The sequence below is a fragment of the Peptacetobacter sp. AB845 genome (genome assembly GCF_047528295.1).
Taxonomy (GTDB): Bacteria; Bacillota; Clostridia; order Peptostreptococcales; family Peptostreptococcaceae; genus Peptacetobacter.
In genome coordinates this window covers 2,225,997-2,239,691 of sequence record NZ_CP180001.1, presented here as the reverse complement: position 1 = coordinate 2,239,691, position 13,695 = coordinate 2,225,997, and the positions used below count along the sequence as shown (strand labels likewise).

The window sequence follows — 13,695 nt, the reverse complement described above, 5'->3', positions numbered from 1 at the left end:
AGAGAATACGGCTGCTTTGTATCCCGATACAGGATTAAGGCAGCCTTCTTTTATAGGAGGAAAATGGTTTATGAAAAAAGCAATAATAGATATGCATACTCACACGGTTTTTGGCGGGCATGCGTATAGTACAATTAAAGAAAACATAGATGCAGCAAATGAAGTTGGCCTTAAATTTTTAGGTACATCTGAACATGGTATTAAAATGCCAGGTGGACCTCATGAATATTTCTTCCATAACTTAAAGGTAATACCTAGACAGGTTGGAAATGTAAAGATATTAAGAGGTATAGAGGCAAATATATTAGATTTTAATGGACGTATAGATATATCAGATTACGATTTAAAAAAATTAGATTATGCAATAGCAAGTTTACACAATCCTTGTATAGTTCCAGGGACTAAAGAAGAAAATACAAGAGCTCTTTTAAATGTTATGGATAATCCTTTTGTAAAAATAATAGGTCATCCAGATGATGATAGATACCCAATAGACTATGAGGCGGTTGTAAAAAAAGCGGCTGAAAAAAATATTCTATTAGAAGTAAATAATACATCATTAAACCCAACTAGCTCAAGAAGTGGAGCTGATAAAAATTATGCTGAAATGTTTGAGTACTGTAAAAAATATAATGCAAGAGTTATATTTGGTTCAGATTCACATATATGTTATTCAATCGGAAAATTTGAAAACTGTGAAAAACTTATAGAAAAATTAGATTTCCCAGAAGAATTAGTTATAAATTATTGGGAAGATCAAATTGTGGAATTTTTTGGGATAGACTTTTAAATAGTAAGATTTTGTGATGCAGGAGTGAAATAATGCTTGAGAAGGTTTTGAAAAAAATAGGGAAAGAAAAAGTATTTTCTATAATAATGCTTGTTACAGTAATGATAAATATATTTTTTATTAGCAAAGAATATATTTCTTATGAGTCTTTTTCAATAGATGGTAAAATGTATAGATATATGGGGACACAAGATAATACATCTAAAATAAAATGTGAGGATGGAACAATTTATGAACTAACTGAGACTAGAAAAGTAGTCGAAGAAATGGATAATGAGGAAATGTATCTAACGGGGAGATATAATAGCGACTATGAATTAAAAAAAGAGGGGAAACAAGTTGCAACATATATAAGTACTAATGATTCAAAAAATACAGTTGTTATGAAATTATTCAATGGAAATAAGTTTGTAATGGATGATAGACTGCATAATGAACTTTTAAAATCTGCGGTATCTATATCTAAAGATAGTGGGGATCTTGAGTATAATTTTAAATACGATAGTAAAGTTCCTTTTGAATATAGATTTATAGAATCTGCTATAATGTATCATTCTAGGGAAATGAATATGATGAATGCTCAAAATATAGTTATTATACCTTTAGTTATGACGTTTATAGGTGTAACTCTATTTGTTTATCCAGAGGAAATATTTAGACTTAAAAAGAAATTTAGCGAGGGTATAATAGAGTATACAATTGTATTTATGATTAGAATAATAGGAATCGTATTTATTGTAATGAGTTTTTCAATGAATGCGATTAGATTTTAGCGATATTTAAGTAAATTGGAGATGATTTTTTTGAAATATAAGGTATTAAAGAAACAGAATATAGGAAGAAAATGTATAGTATGTGGAAATCAGAATGATTTAGGGTTAAAATCTGATTTTTATGAGTTAGAAAATGGAGAATTATTATGTGTCTGTCATACATTAGATGAGCACCAGAGCTATCCTGGAAGAGTACATGGTGGAATATCAGCAGCTTTATTAGATGAGACAATAGGTAGAGCTGTTAGTATAGGGAATGAAGATGTATGGGGAGTAACTGTTTCTCTAGAATTAAAGTATAAAAAGCCAGTTCCTACAGATGAGACAATTTATGTAATAGGAAGAATAGATAAAGAAAATAGAAGATTGTTTGAAGGAACAGGGGAAATAATTCTTGAAAGTGGAGAGATAGCTGCTACAGCTCATGGTAAGTACATGAAAATGGCAGTTGATAAGATTACAGATGGAAGTTTCTTCTGTGAAGAAGAATGGTTTGAAAATCCGGATGATGTTAGAGAAATAGAAATTCCGGATATTAAGGATAAAAAGAAACAAGATAAGAAATAGGGGGTGATATGGTGGAAAATAAATTTTTACCTATATGCAGAGAAGATATGCTAGAAAGAGGCTGGGAGGAAGTAGATTTTGCACTTGTTACAGGAGATGCTTATGTAGACCATCACAGCTTCGGTACAGCTATTATATCTAGGGTATTAGAAGATGCTGGATATAAAATAGGTATAATATCGCAACCAGATTGGAAGAAGAACGACGATTTCATGAAGTTTGGTAGACCTAGACTTGGATTTTTAGTAAATTCAGGAAATATGGACTCTATGGTAAATCACTATTCTGTCAGCAAAAGAAGAAGAGATAAAGATTTATATTCTCCAGGTGGAAAGATGGGGAAAAGACCAGATAGAGCTGTAATAGTATATTGTAATAAAATTAGAGAAATTTATGGAGATATTCCTCTTGTAATAGGGGGGATAGAGGCTAGTTTAAGGAGATTCTCTCACTACGACTATTGGAATGACAGAGTTAGAAACTCTATATTAGTAGATAGTGGAGCAGACCTTTTAGTTTATGGAATGAGTGAAAAGCAAATTGTAGAGGTTGCAGATGCTTTAAATGATGGATTTGATCCTAAGTATATAAGACATATAAATGGAACTTGCTACTTAGCCGATTCAATAGATGAAATATATGGAGATTATATAGAAATACCTTCTCATGAGGAAACTGTTGCGGATAAGAGAAAGTATGCAGAAGCGTTTAAAGTGCAGTATGAGGAGCAGGATCCAATAAGAGGTAAGATAATAGTTCAGAAACACGGTGATAAGTATCTAGTTCAAAATGTACCGGAAAGACCTCTTACTAGAGAAGAACTAGATAGGGTGTATGACCTTCCTTATCAGAAAAACTATCATCCTATATATGAAAAAGATGGTGGAATACCAGCTATAAATGAAGTTAAATTTAGTATAGTCAGCAATAGAGGATGCTTTGGAAGCTGTTCATTCTGTGCGATAACATTCCATCAGGGAAGAATGATTCAGAGTAGAAGTAAAGAATCTATAATAAAAGAAGCAAAAGAAATGACTAAAATGCCAGATTTTAAAGGGTATATTCACGATGTTGGTGGGCCTACTGCCGACTTTAGAGAACCTGCATGTAAAAAACAGCTAAAACATGGTACTTGTAAACATAGACAGTGTTTATATCCATCACCATGTAAAAATCTGAATGCAGACCACAGTGATTATATAGACCTACTTAGAAAAGTTAGAAGTATTGAAGGTGTTAAAAAGGTATTTGTAAGATCAGGAATTAGATACGATTTCGTTATGGCAGAAAAAAATGATAAGTTCTTAAATGAGCTTATAAAATACCATGTAAGTGGTCAGTTAAAGGTTGCTCCAGAGCATATTTCTGAAAGAGTGCTTGATTATATGCAGAAGCCAGCTGGAAAAACTTACAATAGTTTTAGAAAGAAATTCTTTGATATAAATGAAAAATTAGGCTTAAAACAGTACTTAATACCATATTTAATGTCTAGTCATCCAGGGTGTGAATTAGACGATGCTATAGAGTTGGCAGAGTTTTTAAGAGATACACATTATCAGCCAGAACAGGTACAGGACTTCTATCCTACGCCAGGTACTCTTTCTACAGCTATGTATTATACAGGACTTAATCCAATGGATATGAAGCCTGTATACATTCCAAAAGATAGACATGAAAAGGCTATGCAGAGAGCTCTTCTTCAGTTCTCAAATCCTAAAAATTATGACTTAGTGCATGAAGCTCTTGTAAAAGCTCATAGAGAGGATTTGATAGGGTACGGTAGAAACTGTCTTATAAAACCTCGAAAAGGTGACTGGAGCTACGAGGAAAGAGGAAATTCTAAAGGCGGAAAATCTTCTCCAAGGGGAAAAGGAAGTAACAACAAAGGAAATTCTAGAGGAAATGATTCTAGAAATAAATCAAATAGAGTAAGAGATAACTCTAATAAAAAATCTGATAGAAACTCAAAAGCTAGAAAAAAGAGAAGATAAAGGGTGGTTATAAAAATGGCAAAGGCTAAAACAGTAAAGACTAATGCTATGAGAATTTTGGATTCTAACAAAATAGACCATAAAGAATTGACTTATCCTGTGGATAAAGATCATGTAGATGGTGTTACAGTTGCTCATAGTATTGGAAGAGATGAAAAAGAAGTGTATAAGACTTTAGTAGCCCAAGGGCATAGCAAGGAATTTTTTGTATTTGTTATACCTGTAGCTGAATCTTTAGATATGAAAAAAGCAGCTAAAGCAGCTAAAGAAAAAAACATAGAAATGATTCATGTAAAAGATATAAATAAAGTTACTGGATATATAAGAGGAGGATGCTCTCCAATAGGGATGAAAAAACAGTACAAAACATTTGTAAATGATACTGCATTAGAGTTAGAAAGTATGATTGTAAGTGCAGGAAAGATAGGGTACCAAGTAGAACTTGCTCCTAAAGATTTAGAAAAAGTTGTTGGATGCGAGTTTATAGACATAATAAAGTAAAAATCTAAAATAAAAAAATATAGAAATTATAGTTTACCAGCGTTAATTTCTGAAAGAAGGGATAATATGAGAAAAATAGACTCAAGAGTCATATCAGAAGCTGTAAAGGATATGTGTATTGAGGCAGCTATATTTTTAGGAGACGATGTAAAAAATCGGATTAAAAAAAGTATAGAAACAGAAAAAAGTGAAACAGGTAAAAATATTTTAAATATTTTACTTGAAAATACTGACAAGGCAGAGCAAAAGAATATTCCTATATGTCAGGATACAGGTATGGCTGTATTTTTTGTTAAGGTAGGTCAAGATGTAATAGTAGAGGGAGAAACATTGACAGAAGCTATAAATAGAGGTGTATCTGAAGGATACACAGAAGGATATTTAAGAAAATCTGTAGTTTCTCCTTTAGATAGAGTAAATACAAAGGATAATACTCCTGCTGTTATACACTACGACTTTGTAAAAGGGGACAAAATAGAAATAGAATTTGCAGCAAAGGGCTTTGGAAGCGAAAATATGAGTGCATTAAAAATGTTAAAGCCTTCTGATGGAATTGAAGGTATAAAAAAATTTGTTGTAGAAACAGTATCTCAAGCAGGGCCAAATCCATGCCCACCAACTGTTATTGGAGTAGGGATAGGTGGAACTATGGATAAGTGCTGTGAAATAGCTAAAAAAGCCTTATTTAGAGAGCTAGGTCAGCATAATAAAGATGAAAGTATTGCGAAATTAGAAAAAGAAATTCTAGAAGAAATAAATAATTTGGGAATAGGACCACAAGGTTTTGGTGGAACGACTACTTCCCTTGGGGTAAATATAGAAACATATCCTACCCATATAGCTGGACTTCCAGTTGCAGTAAATATAAATTGTCACGCATCAAGACATAAGAAGGCTATAATATAGGGGGGATTTAGATGAAAAAATTAGTAATGCCATTATCTACTGAGGATATTTTAGATTTAAAAGTAGGCGAAATGGTTGAGTTAAGTGGAGTTATTTATACAGGAAGAGATGCAGCACATAAAAGATTTATAAAAGCTATTGAAAACGGAGAAGAACTTCCATTTAACCCAGATGGTCAAGGTATATACTATGTAGGACCAACACCATCAAAACCGGGAGAAGTAATAGGATCTGCAGGCCCTACTACTAGCTATAGAATGGACGACTTAACTTTACCTCTACTTGAAAGAGGGCTAAAAGTTATGATTGGAAAGGGAAAAAGAGCTGATAAAGTAGTAGAAGGTATGAAAAAATATAAAGCAGTTTACTTAGCTGCTATTGGAGGTGCAGGTGCATATATATCTAATTCTATAAAGGAATGTGAAGTGATAGCATACGATGATTTAGGTGCAGAAGCAGTTAGAAAACTTAAAGTAGAGAACTTAAAGCTAACTGTTGCAATAGATTCTGAAGGAAATAATATCTACGAGGAAGGAAGAAAGAAATTTATGAAAAAAGATTTTTCAGCATTATCATTAGAATTACATGAAAAAAACAGGGGAAAAGTTCAGATGTCTAGTAAGATAGCTGTTAAGGATAGAGATGATTTATCTATAGCGTATACTCCAGGTGTAGCTGCACCTTGTGTTAAAATACATGAAAATCCAGATGATGTTTATAAATATACATTAAAAGGAAATATGGTTGCGATAGTAAGCGATGGTAGTGCAGTTTTAGGACTTGGAGATATAGGGGCTTCTGCAGGAATACCTGTAATGGAAGGAAAAGCTATATTATTTAAGGAATTTGCTGGAGTTGAGGCGTTTCCAATATGCTTAGATACTAATGATGTAGATGATATAGTTAGAACAGTTAAAAATATAGCACCTGTATTTGGAGGAATAAATTTAGAAGATATATCAGCTCCAAGATGCTTTGAGATAGAAAGAAGATTAAAAGAAGAGCTAGATATACCAGTATTCCACGATGACCAGCATGGTACAGCAATAGTTGTATCTGCAGCTATTATAAATGCAACTAAATTAATAGAAGAAAAAAATATAGAAGATTTAGAAGTTGTTATAAATGGAGCTGGTTCTGCGGGAATAGCAATAGCAAAAATGCTTTTAAATATGAATGTAAAAAATGTAATACTTTGCGATAGATTTGGAGCGATAACAGAAGAGTATGAAGGTATAAATGAAGCTCAGCTTGAAATGGCAAAAGTTACAAATAAAAATAAAGAAAAAGGTCTGTTAAAAGATGTTATAAAAGGTAAAGATGTTTTTATAGGTGTTTCAAGACCAGGCATGCTTACTAAAGAAATGGTACAGACTATGGGAGATAAACCTGTTATAATGGCAATGGCAAATCCTACACCAGAAATAATGCCTGATGAAGCTAAAGAAGGTGGAGCATTTATAGTTGGAACAGGAAGATCAGATTTCCCTAACCAGATAAACAATGTATTAGCATTCCCAGGAATATTTAGAGGTGCATTAGATGTAAGAGCAACTGATATAAATGAAGAAATGAAGGTTGCAGCCGCCTATGCAATAGCAAATTCTGTTTCTGAAAATGAATTAAATACAGAAAATATACTACCAATGGCATTTGATAAGGACGTAGCTAAAAATGTAGCTGAGGCGGTGAAAAAAGCTGCTATCGAATCTGGAGTAGTAAAAAAATAAATTAATAATCGAATTAAAAAATATATAGAGTTTAAAGATGTCAATCGTATGATAAGTTTATCAAACGGTTGGCATTTTTTATTAAAAAATTGTAATAATATAAAAGAATTTCTAAAGAAAATATTACAATTTTCTCATGGATTATGAAATTTGGTAGAAGTGATAACGAAATGATTTATTTTGTGGTATTATATTATAATGAAGATTTTTATAGAAAATTAAGATTTACATAGAAAGTAGAGGATAAAAAGTATGACGGCAACTGACAACACACAGGTCAGACCACTTGAAGAAATAGAAAGATGCATTGTAAAAAGATATAAAAAACATATATGGTCTAAATTTTTAAAGGCTATAAATGATTACAAATTAATAAGTGATGGAGATAGGATTGCTGTTGCAATATCTGGTGGAAAAGATAGCTTGCTTATGGCAAAAATGTTTCAAGAACTTAAAAAATATTCAAATATAAATTTTGAGCTTGTGTTTTTAGCAATGGACCCTGGATATAGGGATGATATAAGAGTTAAACTTGAGGAGCTTTGTGAGTATTTAAATATTCCTGTTAAAATTTTTGAATCTGGAATTTTTAGAATAACCGATGAAATAGCTAGAGATAATCCTTGTTATATGTGCGCTAGGATGAGAAGAGGAGCTTTATATAATAAGGCAGAAGAACTTGGATGTAATAAATTAGCTTTAGGACATCACTATGATGATGTAATTGAAACAACTATGATGAATATTTTATGCTCTGGAAACTTTAAAACTATGCTTCCAAAGATAAAATCGTCAAAAAGTGGAGAAATGCAGATTATTAGACCTCTTTATTATATTAGAGAGGAGTATATAAAGAGATTTGTAAGATATACTGGAATAGAGCCATTAGATTGTGCATGTACTGTAACATCTAAAAAAGCAGGAAATAAGAGATATGAGATAAAAGAGCTTATAGCAAGTCTTTCAGAGAACTTTGATAATGTTGAAAAATCTATTTTTAAAGCAGCTCAAAATGTAAATATTGATTCTGTTTTAGGATGGGAAAAAGATGGAGTAAAACATAGTTTTATGGAAGAATTTGATGAGATTTAATAAATTAGTTATATTTTATATATTGGGATTAGTAGCGAGGTGATATTATGGAACAAATGAGTATTTTCAATAATGATGAAGTGTTTATAGTGGTAGACCTTGAAACGACAGGTCTTAATCCATTTGAAGGAAATGAGATTATAGAAATAGGTATTACAGAAATAAGAAATGGTAAAATAGTTAGAAGTTATAGCAGATTTGTTAAGCCAAAAGAAGAGATACCAGCATTTATAACAGAGCTTACAGGTATTTCTAATGAAATGGTTGCTAATGAGGACTCAATAGAAGAAGTTTTACCTAGATTTAGAAAGTTTATAGGTAATAATACAATTATTGCACATAATGCAAAATTTGATATTAAGTTTTTAAATTATTATTTAAATAAATTAGGCCTTGAAGAAATTAAAGATTATATATGCACTCTAGAGTTATTAAAGAAAGTTAGTTCTTATAAAGGGAAAAATAAAAAGCTAGCAACAGCCTGTGAATACTATGGAATTGAAAATAAAAATGCACATAGAGCGAGCAGTGATACACAGGCAACAGCTGAGCTTTTCCTAAAAATAAGAGATAAGGTTGATAAATAGTTATAGTAGTAATTTTGGGGTTGATATATTAGGAGGAAATTTAATGTTCAACAACAGTAATGATAATAAAGTAAGAAGAAGGAATATATCTTCTAACAATAGTGGATCTAGTAATAGGGTTAGAAGACCTGACAATTCTTATGATGAAGAAAGATTAAGGGAAAATACAAAATCAAAGCCACTTTTTGAAAAAACGGCTAATAATGATTTTAAGAGAGGAAATGAAGGTAAATCTGCTCTTTCAAGAAAAAATGGAGAAAGATTACAGCCAAGAAGCAGAAGAGAGCAAGCCAATAGAGGAAACTCTGGAAACAATTCAAATGATAATAAAGAATATGATTATAGTATGCTTCCTTCAGAGAGAAAGAAAAGAGCAAGAGAAAATGCAAATACTTCAACTTCTGCAAATAGAACAAATTCGAGATATAATGATAGCAGAAATACTGTTTCTGATGATGTTAAGTTTAATTATGGGGCAAGGGAAAGAGAGCGAGATTTAAGCAGAGATAAAGAAATAGTTAAAAAAACAAGAAATAACAAAAAAAATAAGAGAAACAAGAAAAGAGAACTAAAAAGCAAGGTATGGTATTATACTAGTAGAATAGTAGCTGTTTTACTTGTTTTATGCATAGTTGGTGGTGCATGTGGTATAGGTTATGCTAAATACGTTACAAAAGATATGCCTGAGGTTACTGAAAAGATGATACATGAAAAATACATTTCATCTAAAGAAGTTCCTATAAAGGATATGCCTAAAAACTTGCGAAATGCTATAGTTTCTATAGAAGATGAGAGATTTTATGAACATGATGGAGTAGATAAAAAAGCCCTTTTAAGGTCGGTTATCCACAATATATTGACTGATTCCAGACAGGGGGGAAGTACTATAGAAATGCAGCTTTCTAAAAATTTACTGACTAGCTCTGAAGTTTCTATAAAGAGAAAAATAAAAGATATGTACAATGCAGTTGGAATGAATAGAGTAATGAAAAAGGATGAGATTTTAGAAGCATATTTAAATAATATTTATTTTGGTAAAAACGCATATGGTGTGGCTGCTGGTGCTGAATTATATTTTGGTAAAAATGTAAAAGATTTAGATTTAGCAGAATCAGCAATGTTAGTAGGAATTACTAATAACCCTAAAATTTATAGTAATTATAGTGCAGCAAAGACTAGACAGAAAATTATTTTGAAAAAGATGTATGAGCTGGGATATATAAAGGAAACTCAATATAAGGAAGCTGTTGCAGAAATGGTTCATTTTAGAAGTGAGATAGAGTAGGTTTATATAGAGTTGATTAAAAATAAGATAGTTTTGGAGGAATATTATGGAATTTAAATTTAATTGTGATGGAAGAGAATATGTTTTAGATTCTGATAAATGCAGTGAATTTTTCAATGATGAGGAAAAAGAAGTAACAGGATTTTCTGTTGAAGAGGCATTTAGATTAGTGTCTGAAGCTGAAAATGTAGAGTTTGCAAAAGAGTACTACCAGGAAGCTTGTCCTGACTGTATGGCAGGTGTAAAAGAAAAGCAGAAATTCTTTGCATTCTATGAATATCATTTTTATATTTTTACAAAAGATAGAAAATATATAATAAGTGATATAGATAAAGAATATAAAGGAAATTCTTTTAATAAGCTTAGTAGAGCAGGAAAAGTAGATGATAGTTATATAGTTAGTATAATAGTGTGTGCTGAATGTGGGGAATATATTGTTCAGGTTGAAAACTGTGAAGTATAATTGAATCTGAAATATAATTAAAAATAAGGTTTAGGCTATTTTATACAAAAATTTGTGTATAAACATTAAATAAGGTTTTAGATTATAAGAATAAAAATATAGTGTATGAAAGGGAAAAATTATGACATTTAGAGTTTTAGCGATAAATCCAGGATCAACTTCAACTAAGGTTGCAGTTTACGATGATGAAAATTTAATAATGAGTGAATCAATCGCACATTCTTCAGAAGAACTTTCAAAATATAAATGTAATATGGAACAATTAGAAATGAGAACTGAAGCAATAGAAAAGCTGCTTTTAGAAAAAGGAATAGATATAAAAAGTTTAAATGCTGTAGTTGGTAGAGGAGGTGCTCTTCCACCGGTTAAATCAGGTGCATACAAAGTAAATGATTTAATGATAGATACTCTTAAAAATAGACCAGTATTAGACCATGCATCAAATTTAGGTGCTGTAATAGCAAAATCTATAGCTGATTCTGTAGGTATAGATTCATTTATTTACGACTCTATTTCTGTTGATGAGATGAGCAATGTGGCTAGGATATCTGGTTTAAAAGATTTTGAAAGAACTAGTATGGGACATGCTTTAAATACTAGAGCAATGGCTTTAAAGTATGCTAAAGACAAAGGATTAGATTATAATAGTTTAAATTTAATTGTAGCTCATGTCGGTGGTGGTGCTACGGTTTATCTTCATGAACATGGTCAGATGAGCGATATGATTTCTGATGATGAAGGGCCATTTTCTCCTGATAGATCTGGTAGAATTCCTTGCATAGCCTTAATAGAAGAATGTTATGCAAATAAATTTAGCTTATATGATATGAAAAAGAAAATAAGAGGTAAAGGTGGTATATACTCTTATCTAAATACAAATGACCTAAGAAAAGTTGAAGAAATGATTGCAAATGGAGATAAGTATGCTGAGATAATATATGATGCAATGGTTTATCAGATGGCTAAAGCTATTGGTGAAATGGCAACAGTTGTAGATGGAAATGTAGATGCTATAATTGTTACAGGAGGAATAGCATACTCTAATATGTTTACAACAAAGCTTATAAAAAAGGTTGGATTTATATCTCATGTAGAGATTATGCCTGGTGAAAATGAAATGGAATCTTTAGCTTTTGGTGCATTGAGAGTACTTAAAGGTGAAGAAATAGCTAGAGAATTTAAATAGAATTTGTAGTATATAAAAATTAATAATATAATAAAAACTAAAAATTAAATTAAAGTAATAAAAATAAAAACTCTGGTAAAATTAATTACCAGAGTTTTTTTATTCCTAAGGAAATTATAATAATTTAAAATTGTGGAAAACTTATGTACAATAGTAATATGAATGTATTGAAGAAACAAAAAGATGAAAAAATCATTAAGAAAATATTAAAAAATCACTTTGAAGAATTCAAACTAAAATATTGGAATAAAGTTAGAAGAGAAATGAGAGATCAGATAGAAAATACTGTAATAAAGGCTTTAAATTGTGGAAATATAGAGAACGGATATATAAAACACAAATGTATAGACTGTGGAGAAGAGTATATCCAAGGGTTCACTTGTAAAAGTAAGTTTTGTACAAAGTGTGGAAGAAAATATTCTATGGAATGGGCAGAAAAACAGGTAGAAAATATGCTTGATGTTTCTCATAGACATGCAGTTTTCACAATTCCGGAGGAGTTGAGAGTTTATTTCTACAGAAAGCGAGAGCTTTTAAAAGATTTACAAGATGCTACATATGAGGTATTAGATAGTTTTCATAAAAATAAAACAAAGGGAAATTATGAATTAGGGGTAATTGCTGTAGTACACACCTTTGGTGGAGATTTAAAATGGAATCCTCATATACACGCCTTATACACCGAAGGTGGAATAGATAGAAATAATAAGTGGTTCAAAAAATTAGATTTCATACCATATACATATATGAAAAAGGTATGGCGAAAGTTGGTACTAGATATAATAAAAAACAATTTTAGCGATAGAAAAACTAAAAATTTGATAAATAAGCTATATAAGAAAGAATTCTATGTAAATGCAGAAAGACGTTTAACTAATATAAAACAGGCAACTCAATATATAGGTAGATATTTGGCTAGACCAGCTATCGCTGAATATAGAATAATTAATTACGATGGAAAAAATGTAACTTACTGGTATGAAAACAAAAAACCTAAGGAAAAAAGAGAAATAACTGTAAATGTATTAGAATTTATAGGTAAAATAACCCAACATATTCACCCGAAGGGTTTTAGAGTTGCAAGAAGATACGGTCTATATTCAAGAATAAAAAATAAATTAAGCATAGAAATATTGAAGTTATATAACTTTATGAGACACAGAAATATATCTAAGCTGATAAAAAAGAAGAATACAGTAAAGAAAAATTTTAAAGATAGATTGATAGAATCATTTGGAGTAAATCCTTATATTTGTAAAAATTGTGGAAAAGACATGATTCTATGGGAAATATGGCATTATAAATATGGATTAATATATAATGCACTAGATAAATCAAATTATAAAAGAATAATCTACGAAGAAATTATAGAAAAAGAAATTTCTTTGAATACAACAACACAAATAGAATTATTTTAAAAGTCTATTAATAAATAGGCTAGCTTTGCTATACTCAAATATAAATAATAGTGTATAATTAGTGTAATTAAAATTATTAGGAGAAATAGTATGTTAAAAGAATTAGAAGAAATGAGTAAAGGACAAAAGTTATATAATTATGAATGTAAGTCTTGTGGATTTGAAAAAGGAGTACCAGAATTTATAGTAGAAGAATTAAGACAAGATGCATTCTTTTCATCAGGAGCGATAGCTTCGCTAAATGAAAAAAATATGCCAGAATTAATTTGTCCTAATTGTGGAGCTAAATTTGAATACAAAAAAACTGACGACCGTTAGGTGTCAGTAAAGGTACTGTCACAAGAACACCTTTTAAAGGTGTTCTGTGGCAGTATTTTTTTATTTCAATATGTTATTTTGTCTAAAT

14 protein-coding genes and 1 pseudogene are annotated in these 13,695 nt (G+C 30.7%); all 15 read left to right on the top strand.

Annotation, left to right across the window (positions count from 1 at the left end; translation table 11 throughout):
* Positions 1 to 70 precede the first annotated feature (70 nt).
* The 15 genes and pseudogenes from ACK2WO_RS10595 to ACK2WO_RS10525 all read left to right on the top strand — a co-directional run bounded on the left by ACK2WO_RS10595 (position 71) and on the right by ACK2WO_RS10525 (position 13,607).
* Positions 71 to 790, top strand: coding sequence for a phosphatase (locus tag ACK2WO_RS10595; RefSeq protein WP_414697813.1), 720 nt, complete (start codon positions 71 to 73; stop codon positions 788 to 790).
* Positions 791 to 822: 32 nt separating this feature from the next.
* A complete protein-coding gene (locus tag ACK2WO_RS10590) occupies positions 823 to 1,563 on the top strand; it encodes a hypothetical protein (protein WP_414697812.1) in 741 nt (246 codons plus the stop codon).
* A gap of 21 nt (positions 1,564 to 1,584) precedes the next feature.
* A complete protein-coding gene (locus ACK2WO_RS10585) occupies positions 1,585 to 2,130 on the top strand; it encodes a PaaI family thioesterase (RefSeq protein ID WP_178411624.1) in 546 nt (181 codons plus the stop codon).
* Positions 2,131 to 2,141: 11 nt separating this feature from the next.
* A complete protein-coding gene (locus tag ACK2WO_RS10580) occupies positions 2,142 to 4,121 on the top strand; it encodes a YgiQ family radical SAM protein (RefSeq protein ID WP_414697811.1) in 1,980 nt (659 codons plus the stop codon).
* Positions 4,122 to 4,136: 15 nt separating this feature from the next.
* Positions 4,137 to 4,622, top strand: a complete 486-nt coding sequence (gene ybaK / locus ACK2WO_RS10575) for a Cys-tRNA(Pro) deacylase (protein ID WP_178411622.1) — start codon at positions 4,137 to 4,139, stop codon at positions 4,620 to 4,622.
* 66 nt (positions 4,623 to 4,688) lie between these two features.
* A complete protein-coding gene (locus ACK2WO_RS10570) occupies positions 4,689 to 5,528 on the top strand; it encodes a fumarate hydratase (protein ID WP_414697810.1) in 840 nt (279 codons plus the stop codon).
* Positions 5,529 to 5,539: 11 nt separating this feature from the next.
* Positions 5,540 to 6,085, top strand: a pseudogene (locus ACK2WO_RS10565) (Fe-S-containing hydro-lyase); the annotation flags it as partial.
* Positions 6,077 to 7,258 carry an NAD(P)-dependent malic enzyme gene (locus tag ACK2WO_RS10560; protein WP_414698747.1) on the top strand — a complete coding sequence of 394 codons (1,182 nt, stop codon included), beginning with the start codon at positions 6,077 to 6,079 and terminating at the stop codon, positions 7,256 to 7,258. The pseudogene ACK2WO_RS10565 and the gene ACK2WO_RS10560, both read left to right, overlap by 9 nt.
* Positions 7,259 to 7,510: 252 nt before the next feature.
* On the top strand, positions 7,511 to 8,350 hold the full coding sequence (locus ACK2WO_RS10555; RefSeq protein ID WP_178411619.1) for an ATP-binding protein: 840 nt from the start codon (positions 7,511 to 7,513) through the stop codon (positions 8,348 to 8,350).
* A 47-nt stretch (positions 8,351 to 8,397) separates the two neighbouring features.
* Positions 8,398 to 8,937 carry an exonuclease domain-containing protein gene (locus ACK2WO_RS10550; RefSeq protein ID WP_178411618.1) on the top strand — a complete coding sequence of 180 codons (540 nt, stop codon included), beginning with the start codon at positions 8,398 to 8,400 and terminating at the stop codon, positions 8,935 to 8,937.
* 43 nt (positions 8,938 to 8,980) lie between these two features.
* A complete protein-coding gene (locus ACK2WO_RS10545) occupies positions 8,981 to 10,222 on the top strand; it encodes a transglycosylase domain-containing protein (RefSeq protein WP_414697809.1) in 1,242 nt (413 codons plus the stop codon).
* A 46-nt stretch (positions 10,223 to 10,268) separates the two neighbouring features.
* Positions 10,269 to 10,685 (top strand): DUF3785 family protein, encoded by a 417-nt coding sequence (locus ACK2WO_RS10540; protein ID WP_414697808.1) that lies wholly within the window; start codon positions 10,269 to 10,271, stop codon positions 10,683 to 10,685.
* Between the two features lie 121 nt (positions 10,686 to 10,806).
* Positions 10,807 to 11,871 carry a butyrate kinase gene (buk, locus tag ACK2WO_RS10535; RefSeq protein ID WP_414697806.1) on the top strand — a complete coding sequence of 355 codons (1,065 nt, stop codon included), beginning with the start codon at positions 10,807 to 10,809 and terminating at the stop codon, positions 11,869 to 11,871.
* Between the two features lie 143 nt (positions 11,872 to 12,014).
* Positions 12,015 to 13,289: a transposase gene (locus tag ACK2WO_RS10530; RefSeq protein ID WP_414697469.1), complete on the top strand. Its 1,275-nt coding sequence runs from the start codon at positions 12,015 to 12,017 to the stop codon at positions 13,287 to 13,289.
* A gap of 90 nt (positions 13,290 to 13,379) precedes the next feature.
* Positions 13,380 to 13,607 carry a hypothetical protein gene (locus ACK2WO_RS10525; RefSeq protein WP_414697468.1) on the top strand — a complete coding sequence of 76 codons (228 nt, stop codon included), beginning with the start codon at positions 13,380 to 13,382 and terminating at the stop codon, positions 13,605 to 13,607.
* The last annotated feature ends 88 nt before the right edge of the window (positions 13,608 to 13,695 follow it).